At 69.0% G+C, this 21,363-nt stretch carries 21 protein-coding genes and 5 pseudogenes; 13 read left to right on the top strand and 13 right to left on the bottom strand.

What is annotated here, in order from left to right; all coding sequences use genetic code 11:
- Positions 1–100: 100 nt before the first annotated feature.
- The 4 genes from ACGFU7_RS42405 to ACGFU7_RS42390 form a co-directional block, all read right to left on the bottom strand.
- Complete coding sequence (locus ACGFU7_RS42405) at positions 101–514, bottom strand: VOC family protein (RefSeq protein WP_393703565.1); 414 nt, start codon at positions 512–514, stop codon at positions 101–103.
- A complete protein-coding gene (locus tag ACGFU7_RS42400; protein WP_393703563.1) occupies positions 511–1,788 on the bottom strand; it encodes an erythromycin esterase family protein in 1,278 nt (425 codons plus the stop codon). The genes ACGFU7_RS42405 and ACGFU7_RS42400 overlap by 4 nt, the downstream gene beginning before the upstream one ends.
- Positions 1,789–1,836: 48 nt before the next feature.
- The gene (locus ACGFU7_RS42395; protein ID WP_393703582.1) at positions 1,837–2,451 is read right to left on the bottom strand and encodes a CatB-related O-acetyltransferase; all 615 of its coding nucleotides are present in this window, start codon (positions 2,449–2,451) and stop codon (positions 1,837–1,839) included.
- Between the two features lie 177 nt (positions 2,452–2,628).
- Entirely contained in the window at positions 2,629–4,098 is a 1,470-nt protein-coding gene (locus ACGFU7_RS42390) for an MFS transporter (protein WP_393703561.1), read from the bottom strand.
- A 151-nt stretch (positions 4,099–4,249) separates the two neighbouring features.
- Between ACGFU7_RS42390 and ACGFU7_RS42385 the strand changes: the two genes are divergently transcribed.
- The 5 genes and pseudogenes from ACGFU7_RS42385 (at position 4,250) to ACGFU7_RS42365 (ending at position 6,994) form a co-directional block, all read left to right on the top strand.
- On the top strand, positions 4,250–4,816 hold the full coding sequence (locus ACGFU7_RS42385) for a TetR/AcrR family transcriptional regulator (protein ID WP_362207092.1): 567 nt from the start codon (positions 4,250–4,252) through the stop codon (positions 4,814–4,816).
- A gap of 357 nt (positions 4,817–5,173) precedes the next feature.
- Positions 5,174–5,357: pseudogene (locus tag ACGFU7_RS42380) on the top strand (Ku protein); the annotation flags it as partial.
- Between the two features lie 372 nt (positions 5,358–5,729).
- A complete protein-coding gene (locus ACGFU7_RS42375) occupies positions 5,730–6,050 on the top strand; it encodes a hypothetical protein (RefSeq protein WP_393703559.1) in 321 nt (106 codons plus the stop codon).
- 122 nt (positions 6,051–6,172) lie between these two features.
- Positions 6,173–6,788 (top strand): annotated as a pseudogene (locus ACGFU7_RS42370) (transposase); the annotation flags it as partial.
- The gene (locus ACGFU7_RS42365) at positions 6,788–6,994 is read left to right on the top strand and encodes a hypothetical protein (RefSeq protein WP_393703583.1); all 207 of its coding nucleotides are present in this window, start codon (positions 6,788–6,790) and stop codon (positions 6,992–6,994) included. The pseudogene ACGFU7_RS42370 and the gene ACGFU7_RS42365, both read left to right, overlap by 1 nt.
- Positions 6,995–7,053: 59 nt before the next feature.
- Here the strand turns inward: ACGFU7_RS42365 and ACGFU7_RS42360 are convergent, their stop codons facing one another.
- A complete protein-coding gene (locus tag ACGFU7_RS42360) occupies positions 7,054–8,151 on the bottom strand; it encodes a MerR family transcriptional regulator (RefSeq protein WP_393703557.1) in 1,098 nt (365 codons plus the stop codon).
- Positions 8,152–8,669: 518 nt separating this feature from the next.
- Positions 8,670–9,248 (bottom strand): hypothetical protein, encoded by a 579-nt coding sequence (locus tag ACGFU7_RS42355; protein WP_393703555.1) that lies wholly within the window; start codon positions 9,246–9,248, stop codon positions 8,670–8,672.
- 705 nt (positions 9,249–9,953) lie between these two features.
- On the opposite strand from ACGFU7_RS42355, the pseudogene ACGFU7_RS42350 reads away from it, so the two are divergent.
- A pseudogene (locus ACGFU7_RS42350) lies at positions 9,954–10,478 on the top strand (GNAT family N-acetyltransferase); the annotation flags it as partial.
- Positions 10,479–10,608: 130 nt separating this feature from the next.
- On the opposite strand, the gene ACGFU7_RS42345 reads toward ACGFU7_RS42350, so the two are convergent.
- Positions 10,609–10,899, bottom strand: coding sequence for a hypothetical protein (locus ACGFU7_RS42345; protein ID WP_393703554.1), 291 nt, complete (start codon positions 10,897–10,899; stop codon positions 10,609–10,611).
- 232 nt (positions 10,900–11,131) lie between these two features.
- On the bottom strand, positions 11,132–12,103 hold the full coding sequence (locus tag ACGFU7_RS42340) for an SDR family NAD(P)-dependent oxidoreductase (RefSeq protein ID WP_393703552.1): 972 nt from the start codon (positions 12,101–12,103) through the stop codon (positions 11,132–11,134).
- Between the two features lie 55 nt (positions 12,104–12,158).
- On the opposite strand from ACGFU7_RS42340, the gene ACGFU7_RS42335 reads away from it, so the two are divergent.
- A complete protein-coding gene (locus tag ACGFU7_RS42335; protein ID WP_393703551.1) occupies positions 12,159–12,578 on the top strand; it encodes a MerR family transcriptional regulator in 420 nt (139 codons plus the stop codon).
- 178 nt (positions 12,579–12,756) lie between these two features.
- Here ACGFU7_RS42335 and ACGFU7_RS42330 read toward each other — a convergent pair whose 3' ends face one another.
- Complete coding sequence (locus ACGFU7_RS42330) at positions 12,757–13,527, bottom strand: methyltransferase domain-containing protein (protein ID WP_393703550.1); 771 nt, start codon at positions 13,525–13,527, stop codon at positions 12,757–12,759.
- Between the two features lie 7 nt (positions 13,528–13,534).
- On the opposite strand from ACGFU7_RS42330, the gene ACGFU7_RS42325 reads away from it, so the two are divergent.
- Positions 13,535–14,017 (top strand): MerR family transcriptional regulator, encoded by a 483-nt coding sequence (locus ACGFU7_RS42325; protein ID WP_393703580.1) that lies wholly within the window; start codon positions 13,535–13,537, stop codon positions 14,015–14,017.
- Between the two features lie 172 nt (positions 14,018–14,189).
- Here the strand turns inward: ACGFU7_RS42325 and ACGFU7_RS42320 are convergent.
- From ACGFU7_RS42320 to ACGFU7_RS42305, 4 genes and pseudogenes are all read right to left on the bottom strand, one after another.
- A pseudogene (locus ACGFU7_RS42320) lies at positions 14,190–14,612 on the bottom strand (transposase family protein); the annotation flags it as partial.
- 12 nt (positions 14,613–14,624) lie between these two features.
- On the bottom strand, positions 14,625–14,750 hold the full coding sequence (locus tag ACGFU7_RS42315; protein ID WP_393703548.1) for a hypothetical protein: 126 nt from the start codon (positions 14,748–14,750) through the stop codon (positions 14,625–14,627).
- Complete coding sequence (locus ACGFU7_RS42310) at positions 14,747–15,259, bottom strand: class I SAM-dependent methyltransferase (RefSeq protein WP_393703546.1); 513 nt, start codon at positions 15,257–15,259, stop codon at positions 14,747–14,749. Before ACGFU7_RS42310 ends, ACGFU7_RS42315 begins: the two co-directional genes overlap by 4 nt.
- A 53-nt stretch (positions 15,260–15,312) precedes the next feature.
- Positions 15,313–15,792, bottom strand: a complete 480-nt coding sequence (locus ACGFU7_RS42305) for a hypothetical protein (protein ID WP_393703544.1) — start codon at positions 15,790–15,792, stop codon at positions 15,313–15,315.
- Positions 15,793–15,962: 170 nt separating this feature from the next.
- Between ACGFU7_RS42305 and ACGFU7_RS42300 the strand changes: the two genes are divergently transcribed.
- From ACGFU7_RS42300 to ACGFU7_RS42280, 5 genes and pseudogenes are all read left to right on the top strand, one after another.
- A complete protein-coding gene (locus tag ACGFU7_RS42300) occupies positions 15,963–17,219 on the top strand; it encodes a histidine kinase (protein WP_393703543.1) in 1,257 nt (418 codons plus the stop codon).
- Positions 17,207–17,857: a response regulator gene (locus tag ACGFU7_RS42295; RefSeq protein WP_393703542.1), complete on the top strand. Its 651-nt coding sequence runs from the start codon at positions 17,207–17,209 to the stop codon at positions 17,855–17,857. Before ACGFU7_RS42300 ends, ACGFU7_RS42295 begins: the two co-directional genes overlap by 13 nt.
- Positions 17,858–18,151: 294 nt before the next feature.
- Positions 18,152–18,325, top strand: a pseudogene (locus ACGFU7_RS42290) (IS5/IS1182 family transposase); the annotation flags it as partial.
- A 394-nt stretch (positions 18,326–18,719) separates the two neighbouring features.
- Complete coding sequence (locus ACGFU7_RS42285; RefSeq protein WP_393703540.1) at positions 18,720–19,298, top strand: hypothetical protein; 579 nt, start codon at positions 18,720–18,722, stop codon at positions 19,296–19,298.
- A 665-nt stretch (positions 19,299–19,963) separates the two neighbouring features.
- Positions 19,964–21,363: hypothetical protein (locus ACGFU7_RS42280; protein WP_393703539.1), on the top strand; the 1,400-nt coding region annotated here is incomplete at its 3' end.

Below are 21,363 nucleotides of genomic sequence, written 5' to 3'. Positions count from 1 at the left end.
CCAGGGTCGGCGCGGCTGTCAATGGTCTGGCCTCTATCGCGCGGCGCCGAGATCGCCCGGGGACAGTCTTGGAGCGGCCCGGTCTTGCGCCAAATCCTGGCTACGCAGTGGGCATGGCGTGGGTGGTGGGTGCCAGGGTGCGCAGGACGTCGAATTCGTTGCCCTCGGGGTCGGCCATGACCGTCCAGTTGCGGGTGGGGACCTGGCCCACGTCCACTGTGGTGGCGCCGAGGCTGAGCAGTCTGGCGACTTCGTTGTCGGTGCTGGCGTCGATGGGGCTCACGTCGAGGTGGAGCCGGTTCTTCACGGTTTTTCCCTCGGGCACCTGGATGAACACCAGTGTTGGCGTCATCTGGCCGGCTCGGACAGCTTCGACGGTCGGCTCCCAGGAGCCGATCTCGACCTTGCCCTCGCTCCGGTCGAGCACGGTGAAGTCCAGGACTTCGCACCAGAAGGCCGCGAGCCGCTGCGGATCGTGGCAATCGACGACCAATTCGGTGAACCTGCTGGTCATGGCTTCTCCAGCTCGGTGGTGGTGGAGGCGGGTGTGCTGAGGATGCCGTCGAACGCGTCGATGACCGGGGTGTGCTGGTAGATCCCCTGCATACGGATGCGGTCAGGGGCGCTGAGGTTCTCGGCCCGGGCCTGGCGAAGATCAGCGACGGCGAGTCCGAGGCCGGTCTCGGCGAAGGCCGCTTCGATGCTTCCCGGCGCGGGTGGCTCCAGCGGGGTGTCGTGGACGGTGAATCCGAAGGGAGCGGCCTCGTCACGACGCATGTCGGCGGTGTGGCCGGTGACGCTGGTCAGGCCGAGAGCGAAGTACGAGTCACCGAGGGCGTGGTGCAGGTGCTGCCCCATGGGGAGCCCTGTGAGGTGGCCGTCGAAGGCGATCGGCGTCTTCTGGATGTGGGCGTTGTGCGCCATCAGTACGACGCGGGCCGTGGGTTCGAGTCGGTTCAGGTGCCACAGAAGTGACTCCGCCATGTAGAGGTCGCGGGCGGAGGTGTCGGCTGTGAGACCGTCTCCGGCGAAGAGGGCGGCCATGGCGCGGAAGGTGTAGTCGCCGTGGCAGGCGGCCTCCAGGCATCGCAGGGCGGTGTCGTAGCTGTGCCGGTCTCCGCGGGAGAGGTACAGCGGTTTCAGGGAACGGAATCGGATGAGCAGCCGCGCCAAGAGCGCGCTGAGGGTGTCCTGGTCGGTGGTGGTCAGACGCGCCCATGCGGGTGCGGCCACGGCTGCCGAGTCACCGGCGAAGGACGCGGCGATCGTGGTCGCGCTCTGGACCATCGGCAGGGTTTCCGGGTCGGCGTGGTGGAGGTAGTCGGCGACCGGGGCCAGGGCGGGGAGCAGCGACCCGCCGGCCGCCGGGATGTCGATTCCTGCGAAGCGGACCGGTTTCGCGGCGGTGCGGTTGTGGCGGCGGATGAACCGCAGTGGTTCCTGGAGTCCGATGGGGACCGCGGTTGCCAGGAGTGCGGAGAGGTCGTCGTCCCCTCCCGTGCCGTGGGTCCAGGCATCGAGGGGTATGGCTTCGCAGAAGCCGTACTCGAAGGCCAGGACGGTGAAGCCGCAGCGTTCGACGAGGAATTGCAGGATGCGCTGGCGCATCGCGGCGAACTCGTTGATGAAGTGGGAGTGTTCGCCGAGGGCGACCACGCGGGCACCGTCGAGGATGTCGCGCAGCGGTTCCAGGTCGTCCAGGGGCGCTGCCGGGTCGAGGTGGCTGAGCGGGGTGGCATGGCCGTGGAGCCAGTCGGTGAAGGAGGTTCGATCGGTGGCGGCGGGCATGGTGGCGGCTCTTTTCCGAGAGGTGATGGCGAGCGCGTGGGCGGTGGATTACGGGTGTGGGAGGGAGGGTGCCACGTCCTGCAACTGGTCGCCACTGCCGGACATGAGGGTCCGTACGTGCTCGCTGATGTGCTCGGCGGGCCAGTCCCACCAGGCCAGCGCGAGCAGCCGGGCGATGTCCCTGTCGCTGTAGCGGGTGCGCAGGAGACGGGCCGGGTTGCCGCCGACGATGCCGTAGTCGGGGACGTCCTTGGTGACCACGGAGCTGCTGGCGATGATCACGCCGTGTCCGATGCGTACGCCGGGCATGACGGTCGTGCTGTGGCCGAACCAGACATCATTGCCGACGACGGTGTCCCCGCGGTTGGGCAGGCCAGTCAGCAGGTCGAAGTGGTCGGCCCAGGAGCCGCCCAGAGTGGGGAAGGGAAAGGTCGAGGGGCCGTCCATGCGGTGGTTGGCGCCGTTCATGATGAACCGCACCCCCGTGCCCAGCGCGCAGAACTTGCCGATGACCAGCCGCTCCGGCCCGTAGTGGTACAGCACGTTGCGGGTCTCGAACGCGGTCGCGTCGTCGGGGTCGTCGTAGTAGGAGTACTCCCCGACGTCGATCAGCGGGGACGTGACCAACGGCTTGAGCAGTACTACCCGCGGCTGGTCAGGCATCGGGTGCAGGACTGTGGGGTCGGCGGGTACGTGCACGGCGGACGTCCTTATCGTGTGCGAACGGTCGGTACGCGGTGACCTGGAAGTAGCGTTCGCCCAGGGGTCCTGGGCAGCGGCATGGTGATGTCGACGCTCTCGGCGCGCAGCCACTTCTCCCGGCCAAGGCGGTTGTTGTTGTCAACGGCTGTTCACGGATGCCTCGTTCGAGGTGGTGACCGCATCTGGATCGGTGGAACGATGCGGCGCCGCGGAGCCTTCCGCGGGCCTGGACCTCGCCAGCCACAGGCCGGTGAACAAGGCGCTGGCCAAAGTGACGGTGCCGGCAGCGAGGAAGGCGCTGTTGAGGCCGGTCTCGAAGGAGGCGCCGCCGGATTGCCGGGTGCGGACGATGGCTCCGAGTACCGCCACGCCGAGCACCGCGCCGATCTGCCGGGTGGTGCTGCTGATGCCTGATGCGAGGCCGCCTTCCTGCGGGCTGACTGCTTGGATGGCGGCGCCTGTCAGTGGGGACATGGCCAGGGCGAAGCCGATGCCGGTGAGTCCCAGCCGCCACCACACGTTCCCGTAGCCGGTGTCGGCGTGCACCATGCCGAGCGCCAGCAGTCCCAGGCCGGCCAGGGCCAGGCCGGTGGTAACCACGATTCGGAAGCCGTACCGGGCGGCGAGCCGACCCGCGTACGGGCTGACGATCACCATGGCGAGGGATACAGGCAGGGTCTGCAGGCCGGCGCGCAGGATCGAGCTGCCCTGGACGTACACGAAGAACTGGGAGAAGAAGAACGACGAACCCATGAGCGCGAACCCCACCACGACCATGGCGGTGTTGGACACGGTGAACAGGCGCTGCCGGAACAGCGGCAGCGGCAGCATCGGAGCGGAACGACGCGCTTCGACGGCTACGAAGGCGGCGAGGAGGATCGCCGCGGCGGCGAAGCTGCCCAGGATGACCGGTGAGGTCCAGCCGCGGGCACCACCCTCGATCAGCCCGTAGGTCAGTACCCCCACCGCCAGAACGGACAGCACCGTGCCCGGGATGTCAATCGCGGGGGCGCTCGGATTGCAGGACTCGCCGAGGTGGCGTAGGCCGACCAGCAGCAGAACCACGCCGATGGGCAGATTGACCAGGAAGATGGCGGGCCAGCCGAAGGCTTCTGTCAGCACCCCGCCGGCCACGGGGCCTGCGGCCAGACCGATTCCGCTGAATCCGGCCCACAGCCCGATCGCCTTGATTCGTTCTTGCGGCACGGGATATGCGGCGGCGAGCAGGGCAAGCGAGGCAGGGCTCAGCGCCGCGGCCCCGATGCCCTGCAGCACCCGGCCGGCGACCAGCCAGCCGACCGAGGGGGCGAGGCTGCACAGCAGCGACGCGGCGGTGAACACCGCCACGCCGGTCAGGTACACCCGCTTGCGGCCGAACCGGTCGGCGAAGACACCGCCGGACAGCAGCAGCATGGCGACCAGCAGTACGTACGCGTCGACGATCCATTGCAGACCGGTCAGCTGAGTGTGCAGCCGGAGCTGCATATCGGGCAGCGCCGCTCCAACAATCGTGTTGTCGAGCAGGACCATGAACTGGCCCAGGCAGGCCACCGTGAGCAGCACGGCCCGGTTTGATCGACTGCCTACGGTCGCATGCGATGCAGCCATGGGGATCCCCCTCAATCGGTAGTTGCACCCGGCCACGGTCGGCGCGGGTGGCGATACACCCGAGCACCCTAAAGCAGCCAGCGACTGCGTTAGGTGACTATAGGAGGGCTCGCCTCGCAAACGCAAGTCACGACTGCGTTAAGGTGGGGGCATGAACGAGAGTCAGCGAGCCCGGCGGCCCGGTGGGCGCAGCGCCCGCGTCGGCGCGCAGGTACACCAGGCCGTGACCAACCTGATCAGCGAGCGCGGCTACGGCAACTTCACCGTCGGCGACGTCGCAGCCCGTGCCGGCGTAGCCGACAGCAGCATCTACCGCCGGTGGGGCAGCCTGGAAACCCTGCTCAGCGACGTGGCGCTCACCCGCCTCAACACGCAGTCGCCGATGCCCGACACCGGGAGCCTGGCCGGCGACCTGCGCACTTACGCGGCCCAGGTGGCCCGCGAGATCACTGGACCCGACGGTCCGGCGGTGCTGCACCTGGCCGTCGCCCTGTCCAGCAACGGTCAGCAGGGCCTGCAGGCTCGTGACGACCTCCGCGCCGAACGCACCCGGCAACTGCAGTCCATGCTCGATCGCGCCCGCGAACGTGGCGAGCACGCACCCGACGCGCTCGGGGTGCTGGATCACATCCTGGCCCCGATGTATATCCGCGTCTTGTTCGGCATGGGCCCGCTCACCCCGGACTACATCGACGGGCTGGTCGACCGATTGCTGTGACCTCAACCCGGTCCCCGGGATCAGCCCTCGGACGCAGTGCTACGGCACCGTGAGGTGCTCGCCGACACGCGCCCGGCCCGCTCGGCATCCGCCCCTTGGCCGGCTCGCGCGGCCTGGCTGAATCCGTCGGCCGGCGGGCCGTCGCCGCGGATCGGGGTGAATTCGACGTCAGGTGCGGGTCGTAGGCGTCGGGCTCGTCGGCGAACTCGTGGGAGGAGTATTCGTCGAAGCGGCGGATGCGCTCGGTCAGTGGTCGGTATCGCCGGAGCCGGACGCGCCCTGCCCATGGCCCTGGCCACACGCCGACCGCCTGAGCTGGAAGGCGGTCAACGGGCACGTTCAAACAGTGCCCACAACCGGATCGGCGACAGCTACTACCTCGCGATCGACGGACAGATCGCCGCCAAGCCCTACACCCTGCTTCGCAAGGCACTGGAGCGCTCCGACAAAGTCGCCGTCGCCAAATTCGCGTGGCACAACCGCGAGCGCCCTCGGCCTGCTGCGGGTACGTGAGGGCGCCATCGTGCTGCACTCGATGCGGGGGTCGACGGGCTTGCACCTGGTGGTGTGGCTGCGGATGTGTACGCGGGCATGCCGCGCACTCCGAGGCGAATGCAGAGCAACGATGACCATGATGACGGTGACGGCGATGGCGCCGTTGACGCTCTTAGCCTCGGGCTTTCACGAGCGGGCTTGTGCGGGTCTTGATCAGATAGGCGGAGAGTGCTGCTGAGCTGCAGCGATGACACTTGCCAGGGGCTCTGTCCGCTGCAAGGAAAGAAGCACTCTCCAGGTGAACGAGCGCATCGGGCCGTTTCCACCTGTCCGACCCCTTGTCGGCGGTGGCGCGGGGTCTCGTAGCCACCCGCAAAATAGCTGGTCACGGGAGCGGTCTGTGCAGGACCCTGAGCGTATGCCTCGACGTCTCATGTTCGTGCAGTTGAAGACTGGTTACAACACCGACCGCGGACCCTCGTGGATCGGGTGGGTCGACTTCTCGAAGACCTGGAGCACTGCGTACTTTCACGGGAGGACACTGCGCCGGGCAGGGGGGATGTTCGATGCGAACTTCTACGACGTGCAGACCAACGAGGAGTTCTGGGTCTCCGGACCGAAGCGGGACCGCACAGACACCCGCTACGGCCCCTCCAACCCTGAAATCGAGCCGGAAGCCGTCGAGACCTATCACGCCTTCCTGGAGGGCGCGCCCCTGCCGGGCCGGGTAAACGGCTAACCTCGCGCCCTTGCGAGCGGGCTTGTGCGGGTCTTGATCAGATAAACGGAAAGCGCTTCTGACCTGCAACGATTGGACTTATCGAGGGTCCTGTCAGCTGCAAGGAAAGAAGCACTCTCCAGGTGAACAAGCGTATCGGGTCGTATCCGTCTGTCCGCGTCCAGGGCGGTGGGGGTGCGGTGGTCTCGCAGGCCGGTGGGGTGCTACTTCTGGAGACCGTCCGCAAGGCCGGGTTGGACGATATCGTCGGCGATGACGCCGTGGCGCAAGTCGCGGGCGGTGCACGACCCGGGCAAAGTTTTGGTGGACCTCGCGCTGGCGGTGGCGCTGGGCGGGGACTGCCTGTCGGATGTGGTGGTGCTGCGGGCCGAGCCACAGGTGTTCTGGACGGTGGCCTCCGACCCCAGCGTCTCTAGGCTGGTCGAGACCCTGGCTGCGGCTGGCCCACGCGCGCTGACCGCGATCCGCCACGCCAGGGCCGAAGTCCGCGAGCGGGTATGGAAGCTGGCCGACGCCGACGCCCCCGACGCCGGTGGCCAGGTCATCGTGGATACCGACGGGGTCCTGGTGCTGGCGCACTCCGAGAAGCAGGACGCCACCGCGACGTGGAAGCGGACCTTCGGGCACCACCCTTTGGTCGCGTTCGTCGACCACGGGTCGGCCGGGTCAGGGGAGCCGGTGGCGGGGCTGCTGCGGCCGGGCAACGCAGGCAGCAACACCGCGGCCAGTTCGTCTACGTGGACGGCGAACTGGCCGACGGCGACAGCATCAAGCTCATGCGTCTGCGCTACGGCGGATCTGCCGGCACTTGGGGTTTCGCCCTCTGCCTCGCCAGGACCGACAAGTACGAGGGCACCATCCTGCCCACCGGCAGCTTCGTCGGCACCCCCGAGGACGCTCTGGACTGCGCCTGCGGCCTCTATCTCGCTACCCCGGACATCTGACCAACGCCACACGGCACCGGCTCCGGAGCCGCCCCCTAAGGACTTCCAAAGCCGACCAGTCAGTTTTCCAGGCGGACAGGCATCAGTATCGAAAACGTGTCCTCGGCGTCGGTCCGGCGGATCGCCAGGGGCGCCGTAGGGGCGCCGACCTCCAGAATCAGTTGGTCCCGGGCCCCAGCCGCGAGGGCATGCAGCAAGAACTCGCGATTGACGGCGATGTTGCCCTGGCCGTCGTCACCGTCTTCGCAGACGCGCACCGTGCCGTCGCCCGCCACCTTGAGCACGCTGAGGTCACAGGACACACCGTCCTGCTCGCGCACCTCGCTGACGCGGAACGGGCCGGTTTCCACCGCCACCCGGAAAGCCGGGACATCGACGAGGGCACGGTGCCCTGCCGGCAGGCGGATGAGGCGACGGTAATCAGGGAAGTCGTGATCGAGACACTGGCCGGCCGCCTGACGGTCCCCTGCCTCCAAGACCACGCGGTCACCGTCCACAGTGAGCTGGGCGGATGCGTCGTCACTCAGCAGCGCTCGCATCGCGTCGGCGAGCGGGGACGGCACGATGACCTGCATACGGGGCCCGCCATGCCCGGTGGTACCGGCTTGTGCGACTGCCATCCGGTACCGGTCGGTGGCCACGACATGGAGCGTCTCACCCTCGATGTCGAACAGGACACCGCCGAGCATCGGCAGCTCCGGGTCGGTGCTGGCGGCGAAGCGGACCGCGTCCAACGCCGCGGCCAACTCAGGGGCGGAGACAGCCAACCGGACGGTGCTGGCGGAGCGGAGCAAAGTCATGGGATTCTCCCTGCATTCGAGTAGCGCTCTGACTGCGGAGAACTCAATGCGGGCATCGGACAGCCTCAGTTCAAGACGACGCAGATGCGCCTGAAGCAGCTGCCGCACCAGGTCGGTGTCCTCACTGGACCAGCCGGCCAGCACCAGCCGAATGTCCGCCAACGGCATACCGGCCCGGCGCAGCCGGGCCAGCAACCGGGCCTCTTCAAGCTGCTCGGGGCCGTACCAGCGGTAGCCGCTCACAGGATCTACCCAAGTCGGGACCAGCACGCCGGCACCGTCGTAGAACCGCAGGGCGCTCACGCTCAGTCCACTGTCCCGGGCCATCTCACCAATACTGCGCATCTCGCTCTCCACACCCAGAACCCTGAGCCCTCCACCAAGTCGAGGGTCAACCCCAGCCGACCGACTCGAATATGAACAGCATCCGGGTACAGAGGCAAGACCGGCCGAGGAGGACGAACGACCCGTGCTGAACGTGGGCAGGCCGACAGGAGCGTGCCGCCGATATCAACGGCCATTGGGACGCCCACGTGGGCGGGGTTCTCCCGATCCGTTGCCATCAGGGGGCTGCGCCTGCAGCCTCTACCTCGCCAGACACGACACCGGCTGCGGAGTCAACCCCCGAAGGACTTCCGGAGCCGGCCACTTAGCAGGTCCTCGCCGTCACAGCCCGACTCGTCGCAGGCTATCCAGCGTCCGTCGGCTTCACTGTCGAGTGTCGGCGCGGTTTGTGTGAGCCGCTGGTACTCGGGTCCGGTCTGAGGCATGACCGCATTGTTCCGAAATCGAACCGGCCACGCCTGGGGATTCTTTGGGCAAGTTGCGCGGTCCCATACCGGAGATCGAGGCCCAGGCCGACCTGATCTCCAGGGTCAGCGGCGGAGTGCGTAGCGGGTGAGGCGGGAGCGGGCGGCTTGTTCGCTGATCCCGAGCGCCTGGGCGACGGTGTCCCACTGTGGCCCGTCTGCGGTGTCGATGCTGAACGCGGTGTCGGTCGCCGCCCGTTCGGTGAGGCGTTCCAGGGCGGCGACGGCACGGAGTGCGGCCAGTGGTTCGTCGGCGACCAGGGCGGTGAGGCGTTCCTCGACCTGGTCGAGGAGGGTGGTGAGGTCCGCGGGCACGGGCACGGTGCGGGCCTGTACTTCAATGATGTGGGTGTCCCAGTCTCCTTCCGGTCCGCTGGTGTCGGCCAGGTATGGACGCTGGCGGCCGACGGCTTCCCAGTCGAGCGGGTGGCGGGTGCTGCCGCGCCAGCCGCACGAGCACGCACCGCGCAGCTCGGTGGCGAGCGGGGCGCCTAGGGTGCCGTCGTAGACCCACCATTCAGTGCTCTGGTGCATCGTCGGCCCGCTCCTCGCGTCGAAGTACACCGGGCTCGGCTCGGTGCCGTCGGCCAACAGGACGCCGGGCCGGCCCTCATGCTGGCTACCGAACTCCTCGGTCTCCCACATGCTCCGCCCCTCTCTCACCGGCCAGAACGCCGGTGACACCTCAAAGGCTGGCCGGGGGGCGCGCTGCAGCGCCGCCTCGTTCATGGGCCCGGCCGACTCACCCACGACCTTGCCCCAGCCCGGCCGGTCCCGGCGGGCGAATACCCGAACCGGTGAATCACGGTTTCCTAGGTCGAGGTCAGCCTGGCCGGGATGGTCTGGAGCTCAGCCGTGGCTTCCTGCTGCATCTCTCGGCATGGCGTGGGCCCGGTTATCCCTGGCTTTGGTCTTTCAGCGACAGGGCCGCCGCCTTGTGGCGGCGGCCTGCGGCCAGCGTCGCTCAAGCGTGATGCCACGGGGTAACTGGGCGCGTTGGTTGGCGGATCGAGATGCGGGGTGCACTTCTCCCAGGCTCATCGCGGGCACCTGCATCCGGGACCGTCCCCACGCGTACGGGGTGCACTTTTGGCGCACACCTCTGCGTGGCTGCGTAGGTGAGAGCGGAGAGCGAATGTCGATGGTTCCTGGCATCGGTTCGCTGTCAAGAGGCCCAGGAATGTCGATGAGAAGTAGCAGCACTTGAGAGCGGTGAGTCCGGTCGGGGATCGCGTCCCGCCAAGCGGTGTAGGCCGTGAAGATCTGTGCCGCGGGGCTGGCATTGGCGAGCACCATAGGGTTCGACATAACCGATCGACACCCTGATCGTGATGGCGTTAGCTGGCCGGCATGCCAGAGCTGCGTACCGACCGTCTCCTGCTCCGCCGGTGGCGGGAGTCCGACCTCGAACCGTGGGCGGCGATGAACGCCGATCCCGAAGTCCGAGAACACCTGGGGGCACTGCTGACGCGGGAGCAGAGCGATGCTGCGGTGGCGCTCATGCAGGCCGAGTTCGACGAGCGAGGTTTTGGGTGGTGGGCGCTCGAAGCACGGGAGACCGGTGAGTTCATCGGCCGCGCCGGCTTGGACGAGGTGGACGAGGACATGCCGTTCGCGGGGGTGGATATCGGGTGGCGGTTGGTGCGTTCGGCGTGGGATCACGGTTACGCCACCGAGGCCGCCCTGGCCTGCCTAGCCTTCGGCTTCGAGGCCCTCGGGCTGCGGGAGGTCGTTGCGTCGACGACCGTCAACAACCTTCGTTCCCAGGCAGTGATGCGCCGGATCGGCATGACCCGGGACCCGGCCGACGACTTCGAGGATCCGAGCGTGCCCGAAGGGCCGCTTCGCCAGTGTGTGCTGTACCGGATCCTCCGCAGAGAAGCCCACGGGCTACACGACCCCCTCGTCGTGCAGAGCACAACCATGGTCCCGAACCAAGCATCTGGGTGCTCTCAAAACTCGGCGACACCACTCTCCATGCGAAGCGGGTACTCTCGCGGCTGAGCTACAGGCGCTCTCGTAACTCGCTGACAAAGCCACAGAACGCCGCCTCGAACAGCGCCAGGTCAAGAGAGTCCTCGTACGCCCGCATGCTCCAGCCCGGCGAGAAGCCGCAGCGGTGCTGTTCGCTGCCGGGCAGGTTCTCGATCAAGGTCAGAGCGTCGGCGGCCGCTGTCCCGGCCCAGTGGGCGACCGCCCTGCCGGGGTATGGGACGCCCTGCTCAATCGGGAGGGCGGAGATCCTTACGACCTCGATCAGCACGGTGGCGGCGACGGCTTCGGCGCGGAGCTGCATGTGCACAGTCTGCCCGCCGGACCGGCCGCCAGCTATGGCATGTCGTGAGAGGCAATCCGCCGCGCGAAAGCCCGGAGCGCAGAGACCCAGCAGGCCAACTTCCTCGCTCGCGTGCCAACTGAAGCAGCCTCACCGGACACACCGTCAGCATTCGGAATGACTCATCTAAGGGCGGCTCGTACCGCGCTGCCCGCCGCAGCGTCGGGCAGCGCAGCGTATGCAGGGCGCGGGTTCACCGGGGGATCGGGGTGACGCCGGTCGCGGCGACGGAGAGGTCCCAGAGGCGTGCGGCCTCGTCGGGGTCGATGGCGTACGTGCGGACGCCGCCGTCGTCCATGGGTTGGTCGGGGGTGGAGACGCGGGCGATGTCACAGTCCTCCAGGTAGAGCCCGCCGCGGCCGTCGAGGAGTGGGGACGTGGCGGCCCACAGGCCGGTGGCGGCGCCCTGGGAGGGGGTCTTGAAGTCGGCGTCGATCACGTTGCCGTGCTCGTCCACCCAGCCGCGGTCGATCTGTTCCTGGAGGGCCATCTCGCGCTGGAGACCGGTGATGATCTTGCCTGGGTGGAGGGCGAACGCGCGGACGCCATCGTTGTGCCCGAGGGCGTCGAGGTGCACGGCGAACAGGGCGTTGGCGGTCTTGGACTGGCCGTAGGCAAGCCACTTGTCGTAGCCGGTACGGAAGTGCGGGTCGTGCCAACGGATCCCGGTCAGGGTGTGCCCAGCGGAGCTGTTGACGATGACGCGCGCGCCGCCTGCGGCGCCCAGGAGCGGGTAGAGCTCACAGGCGAGGGTGAAGTGCCCGAAGTGATTGGCGGTGAACTGGCCTTCCCAGCCGGGCCCGACGCGCCGCTCCGGGGTGGCCATGACTCCGGCGATGGCCATCAGGAGGTCGAGCCGGCCGGCGGAGTCGCTGATGTGCGCGGCGGCTGAGCGGACGCTGGCGAAGTCGGCCAGGTCCATGGGGATGACCTCGCAGGCCTTCACTCCCTGGAGAGCGGCACGAGCGACGTGGGGGCGGCGGGCTGGAACGATGACCCGGGCCCCGGCGGCCGCCAGAGCCCGGGTGGTCTCCAGGCCGAGCCCGGAGTAGCCCCCGGTCACCACAGCGGTCATGCCGGAAAGGTCGCAGTCGGCCACGATGTCCTCGGCGGGGGTGGCAGCGGAGAAGGGCGAGCCGAGCGGCTGCTGATCAGTAATGGTCATTCCGCCGACGCTACGATCTAGAGCGAGGTCTAGATCAAGTCCAGGAGTGAGAGGTATGACGACCGAGGGTGCCGTGCAGTCGCTGAGCATCGGCGAGGTGGCCGAGCGGACCGGACTGAGCGTGCACGCCCTGCGCTTCTACGAGCGCGAGGGCCTGCTCGTCGGACCGGTCCAGCGCACGTCGGGCGGCAGGCGGCGCTACACGTCCTTGGATGTCGACTGGCTACTGATCTGCGTCAGGCTCCGCGAGTCCGGTATGCCGCTCGCCGACCTCAAGCACTTCGCCGAACTGGTACGGCATGGTCCAGGCAACGAGGCAGAACGCCTGCGACTGCTCGACGCCCATCGACAGCGCGTCGACGCACAGATCCAGGCGCTGGAGGAGTGCCGGTCCGTCATCGCCTGGAAGGTCGGCGTCTACGCCGAGCACCTCGCCCGCGACGAAGCCGGCGGACTCTGGGACCCCACAGCCTGAGGCAAGCGTGGACAGCCGCGCCGTGTGCGCTGTGCCGGATTGGCTCCGCGGCTTCAAGCGTCTGCCTTGCCGGAGGCGTCAACAACGTTCTGCCCCGCAACATCTGGGTGTGGTGTCTCAAGACGTTGGTTCCACGAAGTTCTCGAACGGCTTCCGATGCAGGCGGTCGGACAGCACTTTAGGCGGAGGCGGAGGCCACGAAGAACGGAACGGCGACGAGGAAGCGGCCGGTCTCGGCGCGTCGGCGCTGTTCGGCGAGCCACTCGTCCGCCTGGTCACGGCCGACGGCGCCGCTGGCGCAGGCCGGCTCGGCGAGCCTCGCAAGCAGCGACAGCATCGCGAGGTCGGTGAACACGCTGGTGTGCACCTCGACCGTGACATCGTCGAAGCCGCCAGCCAGGAGCAGGCTGCGGTACTGACGGCCGGCGCGGGGCGTGCCCAGGAGGTCGGCGCGGGCGTGCACGATCGTGCGGGTGAGCGTCGCGTTATCCGAGTCGATCATGATGGCGTCCCAGTCCTGACCGACCAGGACGATCCTGCCGCCCGGGCAGAGGATCCGTCGTGCCTCCGCCACCGCGCGCCCTGGCTCCTGAAGTACGTGGAAGACCTTGTCGGCACGGTAGCCACGCACGCTTCCGTCGGCGAACGGCAGATCCTCCGCCCCCGCCTCCCGGAACTCGGCCTCCGACCACCGCTCCCGGGCCGCGGCCAGCATCCACGGGCTGGGGTCCACGCCCACCGCGTGGATGCCGCGTTCGGCCAGCTCAGCGACGGCTCGTCCGGCGCCGCAGCCAACGTCCACGACGGTCGAGCCCGGGACGAGAGACAGCAGTTCGTAGGAGCGGGCCCGCAGCCGAGTGGCGCTCGGCATCTGGTCCGCAGCGTCGAGGACGGCCAGCAGGGCTTCAGTGTCGCGGTGCTCTTCCACCGCTTCCTGATTCTTGGACATGGACGTCATGCTGCGACTTAATGTCGGCATGAAGTCAAGCGAAGACGGCGGCGCCGGCACGTTGAGCATCGGCGCCCTCGCGGCACGGTTCGGCCTGGCCACGCACGTGCTGCGACATTGGGAGGCGATGGGCCTGCTGAACCCCGGACGGGACGCCGGCGGGCGCCGCCGCTACGGTGCGGACGACCTCACCCGCGTGGCGACGATCCTCATCTTGAAGGAGGCCGGCCTTGGCCTTAACACCATCAGGAGCCTGTCCGCAACCGTCGACCGCGCCACCCGGCACGAGATCCTGCATCCCGCGGCCGAGGAACTCCGGTTGAGAATCGCAGCGGCCCAGGCCTCATTGGAGCTCATCGAGGGCGGCCTGAACTGCGAGCACGAGGACGTCACCCAGTGCCCGAACTACCGGCGGCTCATCGCCGAGCGGGCCGACCCCCGAAGTCCGGCCGGAGAGCCAGTGATCGACGCCGTGGCACCAACCTCATGAGACGGCACATCAGGGCGGCGGCGTGGCGCCGGACGTCGGCGGCCACGGCGCGGGCGTGCCCGGTCAGAGCTGGAGGGCGATCTGCTCGTAGTCGCAGGTGTCGGGGGTCAAGAGCGCAGACCGCACGCGACCGGATCGCGTGACGCCGGGGCCGGGTCGTCATTGAGCTTCTTCAGCGTTGCCGCTCCAGGGTGAGGACGGCTTTGGCGATTGACGTCATGCGGTTGGGGCTGCATCGGGATCTGCGGAAGATCCGCCAGGACTTCAGCCGTGCGACGCCGCGTTCGACCGGTGCCCGCGCCGCGGCCAGCGCCTCGTTGAGGGTCTTTTCGGTGGGGGTGAGTTCCTGCAGGGGCCTGCGCTTGATGCCGGTGGTCAGCCAGGGGCCGGCGCCCTGGTAGGCGAGATCGGCCAGGATGGGGACGCCCTGCCGCTCGCAGATGCGGATGATCTTGTGGGTGCGGGCGGCGGTCAGGTCGTGAGCTCGGCCCGGCAGCGCGGGTGAGAGCCACAGCAGCCGGCCGTCCGGATCGGTGACCACCTGCACGTTCACCCCGTGGCGGCGGTGCTTGGCCGAGTAGTCGGCGGGCGCGTCGGCTCCGCAGGGTCAGAAGCGGGCGAGGTATGCCGGGCTTGGGCCGCGGCGCCCGGTCAGGTGGAGGCCGGCGGCGCCGGCGAGCCGGTGCAGCCGGCCGAAGGGGATCCAGTGCCGGTCGAAGAACTCGCCGATCACCCTCGCCCGCCTGGTGCCAGTACCCGTGCCGCCTCGCGCAGTACCCGATCCGGCTCGGGGATCTCGCCGAGCGCGGTCACGGCGTATATGGCGTCGAATGTCCCGTCGGCGTAGGGCAGTTCACGTGCGTCCGAGCGGGTGGGCGTGATCGTCGCCAGGCCGTCGCGCTCGGCGCGGCGCATCACATGGTCGAGCATCTCCTGCTGGATGTCGAGCACATCGAGCCGTCCCTCCGGCCCGAGCTGCGGGGCGACGTGCAGCGACTGCAGGCCGGTCCCCGGGCCGATCTCCAGCATCCGCTCCCCCGGTCGCGGCCGCAGTACGGCGTCCATCCTGCCGGCGGTCAGGAACGGCAACGGCGCGTCGAGCAGGCCGCGTTGGGCGTACGGATAGGGCGCTGTGTCGCCCAGCCACCAGGCGGCGGCCAACGCGGCGCCCGCGCCGGCGGCGACCGCCCAGCGGGTCCGGGCCGGGATCGGGGCGACGGGGGCGGTGGTGATGCGGTGCATGGTGTTCTCCGGTGGATCGATTCGGTCCGTGGTACGTAGTCGGGCGGTCGGCGTCACGCGGGCCGGCTCAGCGTCCGCAGCGCCAGCCGGCCGCACAGCGCGGCGAGCGGCAGCTCGGCGCCGAGCGCCATGGCGACCGCGGTGGCGAAGTCGCCGCCCGGGGCCGCGGTCGTGGTGTCGAACCAGGCGTCCACCACAAGCAGCGTCGCGGTCGCGGCGGCTGCCAGGGCGTGCCGCCGGTCGCCGCGGGCGGCGAGGAGGCCGGTGGCGATCAGGCCGAGCGCCTCCAGCGCGTCGAGCCCGACCCAGGCGACCGGCCAGTGCGCCGCGGTCGCGGTGGCCGGCAGGCCGGTGGCCAGCACGTACAGCCACGGCAGCAGGGCGAGCCCGCAGGCGACCAGCAGCCACCCGGCCCGCCGCATGCCCCGCGCCGGGCGCGGCTCCTCCGCCTCTTCGTGGAGCGGGATGACCTCGGCGCGGTCGAAGCCCTCGGCACCGGCCACTTCCTCATCGCACAAGGCCTGTTGACGCATCGTCTTCCCCCGCTCCCCGCCGGCTCTCCCCTTCACGTGCTCCACCCTCCGCCGCACACCAGGGCGCCGTCAGTCACGCAGGGTTCCGACCCGGGGTGGAGATAAGTGCACCCCCGAACCGGGCGGGAGCGTCATGGCACGGGGATGGCCTGCGGCTTACCGTTTGACGCATGCAACTCACGACGTGGCTGCAGCTGGTGCTGGGCCGGCCGTTCCGCAGGGCGGGACACCGGACCGCGCTCGTCGCCGCCGGCCTGCCGCTCCACCTCGCCGTGGTGCCACTGTGGCTCTGGCTGCTCGGCACGATGGCGGCGTTGGTGCCGGCCGTGACTCCGCTGCCCGTGCTGCTCACGCTCGTGGTGACACCCCTGCTGACCGTCGGGCAGCGGCGGCGCTACCGGGCGCTCGTCGGCAAGGACCTCCCGCGCCCCGCCGTACCCGGGCCGGGACGCAACTGGAAGTCGGCGGTGCGCCGGCTGACCGGCCGGGCCTTGTGGCGGCAGGTCTGCTACCACGCCGTGGCGGGTCCGCTGCTCGCCGTCCTGGACCTCGCCGTCCTCGCCGTCTGGGCCGCCGCTCTCGTGGCCGCCTCCATCTACGTGTGGATCTGGGCGCTGCCCCCGCAGTGGCGGGTCACCGACCTCGGGTACACCACGCAGGCCGCGTACATCACCGCCGGCGGCCTCGCCCTGCTGTTCCTCGGGCCCCGGCTGACCGGCGCTCTGGTGCGGCTGGAGACCCGGGCGGCCGAGGTCCTGCTCGGCCCCAGCCGCACGGAGAAGCTCGCCCGCCGGGTCGCCGACCTCGCCGAGAGCCGGGCCGGCGTGCTCGACGCCGCCGACGCCGAGCGGCGGCGGATCGAGCGCGACCTGCACGACGGCGCACAGCAGCGCCTCGTCTCACTCGCCGTCAACCTGGGCCTGGCCAGGTCCACCCTCGGCGACCTGCCGGAGGACGCCCGCAAGGTGATCGACGAGGCGCACCGCGAGGCGAAGGAGGCGATCGCCGAGCTGAACAACCTGGTGCGCGGCCTGCATCCGGCCGTCCTTGAGGACCGCGGCCTCGACGCCGCGCTGTCCGGGGTCGCCGCCCGCCTCCCGATCCCGGTGCGCGTGGCGGTGGACCTGCCGCAGCGCCCCTCACCCACGGCCGAGGCCGTCGCGTACTTCGTGGTCTCCGAAGCCCTGACGAACGTGGTCAAACACGCCCAGGCGACCCGGGCGGACGTGACCGTGGAGCGGATCGGGGAGACACTGCTGGTGGTCGTCGCGGACGACGGAGCGGGCGGCGCGGATCTCGCGGCGGCCGGCGGCACCGGGCTCGCCGGGCTCGCCAAGCGCGTCGCGTCCGTCGACGGCACGTTTTCCTGCCGCAGCCCCGCCGGGGGCCCGACCGTCATCACCGTGGAGCTGCCGTGCGCGCCGTGATCGCCGAGGATTCCCTCTTGCTGCGCATCGGCGTGGTCAAGGTGCTGGAGGCGGCCGGCTTCGAGATGTGCGCGCAAGTCGCCGACGCAGAAGGGCTGCTGGCGGCCGTCGAGGAGCACCGGCCCGACATCGCCGTGGTCGACGTGCGCATGCCGCCCGGCTTCACCGACGAGGGAGTGCGCGCCGCGCTGGTGATCCGCCGCCAGTACCCGCGTACCGCCGTGCTCCTGCTGTCGCAGTACGTGGAGGAGCGGTACGCGGCCGATCTGCTCGCCGCCAACACCTCGGGCGTCGGCTATCTGCTCAAGCAACGCGTCGCCGACGTCGAGGAGTTCGCAGAGGCGGTACGCCGGGTGGCGGCCGGCGGCACCGCGCTCGACCCGCAGGTCGTCGCGCAGCTGCTGGTGCGCCGGCACAGCGATCCACTCGACCGGCTGACGCCGCGCGAGCGGGAGGTGCTGGAGCTGATGGCGGGCGGCCGGTCCAACTCCGGCATCGCCGCCGAGCTGGTGGTGAGCGAGAGCGCGGTCGCCAAGCACATCAACAGCATCTTCACCAAGCTCGACCTGTCCAAGGCCGACGCCGACCACCGCCGCGTCCTGGCGGTGCTGCGCTTCCTGGGCGTTGTGACCGCATAGTGCGCGATCACGCCCGCATGCCCAGTCGACAACGGTGCTGATCGCCATTTGGTGGGGAATGCGGCGCCTTCGGACACGTGCTCTTCACCAGGATTTGCCGCGGTGGGCGTCGAAGGCGGTGGCCGTCGTGCGCAGGGCCAAGGCATGGGTGGGGCCGGTCAGCGCTGGTGTACTCGCAGTGAGCTTCTTCGAGGTGGCCACCGATCGGGTGATGGCCGTGAGCCGCAACGGGCGAGGCCCCCGGGCTGTTGATCGAGATGTCTGACGTCTCAATCACGCTGCTCGGGGGCCTCGTTGGTTATCTATCCTGCCGCACTCGACCTGCCCCACGGGCTCGTGGAGTGGGTCACCATGCTGATCGTCACCCGCGAGGGTGATCGGCGCTGCAAGCTCCGCCCGTCCCAGCGCGCGATGGTGGCACTGGTCTATCTGCGAGAGCACACCACCCTGGCGAAGATCGCTGCCGGTCAGCAGGCCTGCTGACGCATAGCGCCTTGCTCGCAGAGCTGCACCACAGTTGGCGAGGGGCCTATGACTCGCGCCATCCCACATAGGGCACCCAGGTTCCAGACTTCTGGCTGGCCAGTTTCAGATACGCCGATAGGCGTGGGACGAGCCCTACCCGCCACTTCTTCCGTATCCGCGCGCGGCCGACCAGGGAATGCACCTGCTCGCACCTTTGTCCCGAAAAGACTGTTGGTGCAGTACGCGCGCTATCAGAGCAATTCATCTGAAGGTGTGCTTTGCGTGCATCGCTCGGGCGCGGCGTCGATGCCGCCCGACACCATCGGAAGTGTCGGGCCCGTCTGCACACCTGCGCGGGAACCGGCTCAGCACGGATCCACCGAAGAGAGGACCAGTGATGGCGAACGAGTTGCGTTACGGCGACCGGCTGCACCTGCAGAACCTCTATCAGGGCGACGGGGGCTACCTCGACACCAACGGCACTTCAAGCGCGCCAGGGGCCAAGTTGGCAGTTTCCACGGCCCCCACCGCCACGCGGGCGCCGGGCACCGGTACCTGGGAGATCGTCTCCGGTTCCTGCCAGGCCGCCGGCGCACCGGTGAAGAGCGGCGACATCATCTACCTGCGCAATCTCTGGGACGGTAACGGCGGCTACCTGGACGTCAACGGCGCAGCCAGCGCTGGCCAGCAGAGCTCCGGCGCCATCTACGACGTCACCACCGCCTGGGGCAAGGACCGCGACGAGAACAGCAGCCGCTGGCAGATCTTCGACACCACCTCCGCGCCCCTGGACGGCCTCGTCCGCTTTAACGACACCGTCCAGCTCTGGAGCACCTACCACAACAGGGGCGGTTTCCTGGACACCAACGACGTCAGCACCGCGACCGGCGCCCGATACGACGTGGACACCAGCGCCTACTCCAACCGAGCCAACGCCGACGTCGCCTTCTGGAAGGTCCTGCGACCGCAACCCTGACCCCCACGCCCCAGCCAGCCTCACCCCGGCGGCAAACGACACGAAGCCCTGACGGCCTACACGAGCCGTCAGGGCTCCTTCATCGGTTTTCTGTGGAAAACCCTGCGGTCCAGGGCCCCGAGTGGCCAACTACCGAACAACGTTCTGGCCAGATAGCAGTCAACGTTTCGACTCAGGCCTGTGCCGCTCGGCGGACGGCTGGCCAACTGCCGTGCAAAGTCACGGGACTCCGCCCGAACGGATGACGTCTCCGGCGCCCCGGGACAGTCCGGGACCGGCCGGCCCTGTCCGGGCCTGTCGACGTCCCGGCCACAAAGCGCCCCCTGATCCCCCGGCCCTGACGCGCCTCGCCCTCGGGACTGGTCCTGACCAGGCCGGACAGATCCGGACTGTCCCGGCCGCCCTCATGCATTGCCCGGCGAAGCGATGCCACGCAACGCTTCTCTCACCGCACCGCGCCGCCCCGGCAATTCCCTGCGCATGCATCACCTCGCGTCCGCCGGTACCAGCTCGCTGTCCCCGGCGGTGCGAACGAACACGGCTGCCCACCGCCGTTTTCCGGCCGCATCCGCACCCCGTGACGACCAGACCATTCGAGGAGAAGATTCGTGAACACCGCGCCACACACAACCTCCATCAGCCAGAGAGCACCCGGTGCTTGGCCCATGGCCTTACGGATGGCCCTGGTGGCCTTCGTAGCGGCGGTCGGGTTCGTTCTGGCCGGCCCGGCAGCCGATGTTTCGGCGGCCTCGCCCCCGCCCGACCCGGCAGCCGGCTCTCCCGCGAACGAGCCCGGCCGGTGGAACAAGCTGTCGTGGAACCTGTACGGCTGGGCCCACCACTCGCTGGACCCCAATGACCCGTACTACCAGGTGAAGCTGCCCGTGCAGCACATCATCAAGTGGCAGTTCAAGCGGGCAACGAACGGCGGCACGACCTTCTCGCCAAAGACTGACGGGCCGGACATCGCAGAGACCCTCGTCAACTATTACCGTGAGTCGCGCCAGACCGTGAAGGGCCTCACGAAGCAGGTCACCAAGGCCGAAAAGAAGGTCCGCCAGGGCGAGAAGCGGGTCGCCGCGGCCAAGACCCCGGCCGAACTCGAACAGGCGCAGCAGAAGCTGCGGAAGTCGGTCAGGCAGTACAAGTACGTGTCGGGCAAGCTCCGCGACGTGAAGAAGGCGCAGCCGGAGAGCACCGGTACGCAGGTCAAGCGCCTCGACAAGCAGGTCCGCAAGCTCGAGAAAAAGATCCGCAAACTCGAACGCAGGGCCGATCCGCGGCAGACCAGGACCAAGGACGGGCGCGCTCTGGTGAAGCAGCAGATCCACGACACCCGGACGGCACTGTCACGGGCCCAGGCCGAACGCGACCGGCTCCGCGGCCCGGACGATGAGGGTGACATCGGTGGCACACGCGCGACGACGACCGGCCCGAAGACACCGTCGAAGGGGCCGGTAACCAGCGGCATCAAGATGCCGAAGGGGTCGGTTGTCAGCAGCGTCAAGCCGCCGAAGTCCGGGCCGAAGTTCGGGCTGAAGATGCCCCGTTGGGGCCGCGGGCAGGGCACCGGGCTGTCCGAGACCCTCGGTGATCTGGCCGGACAGGCCTACGCGGACCATGTGAGCAGCGAGCACGAGCAGCTCCTGAAGAAGGCGGTCGAGGACGACACGCTGGGCAAGGCCATCATCGATGACTACCACCAGATCGAGGATGACACTCCGCTCGACTCCCTCGGTCGCGGCTTCGACACGTCCAAGGGGTTCACCCAGGGCACCACGCGGGACATCGGGCCCAAGCTGATCAAGCATCAGGAGATGCTCGACACCACGAAGGCCGTAGCGGACAGGTCCAACGCCGACCCGCTCTACCAACAGGCACGCAGGGAATGCGGCGGGTACGACACCTGCGTCACCGAGCGGACTAGCAAACTCCGCACCCAGAACGCCAAGGCCATCGCCGCGTCCACGAAGAAAGCGGACAAGTCCAACTCGGATCCGCTCTACCAGCAGGCCCGCACCGAGTGCGGCGGATACGACACCTGCGTCACCGAACGCACCGACAA

It is taken from the genome of Streptomyces sp. NPDC048473, from assembly GCF_043200155.1.
Taxonomy (GTDB): Bacteria; Actinomycetota; Actinomycetes; order Streptomycetales; family Streptomycetaceae; genus Streptomyces.
This window is presented reverse-complemented; position numbering and strand designations above follow the sequence as displayed.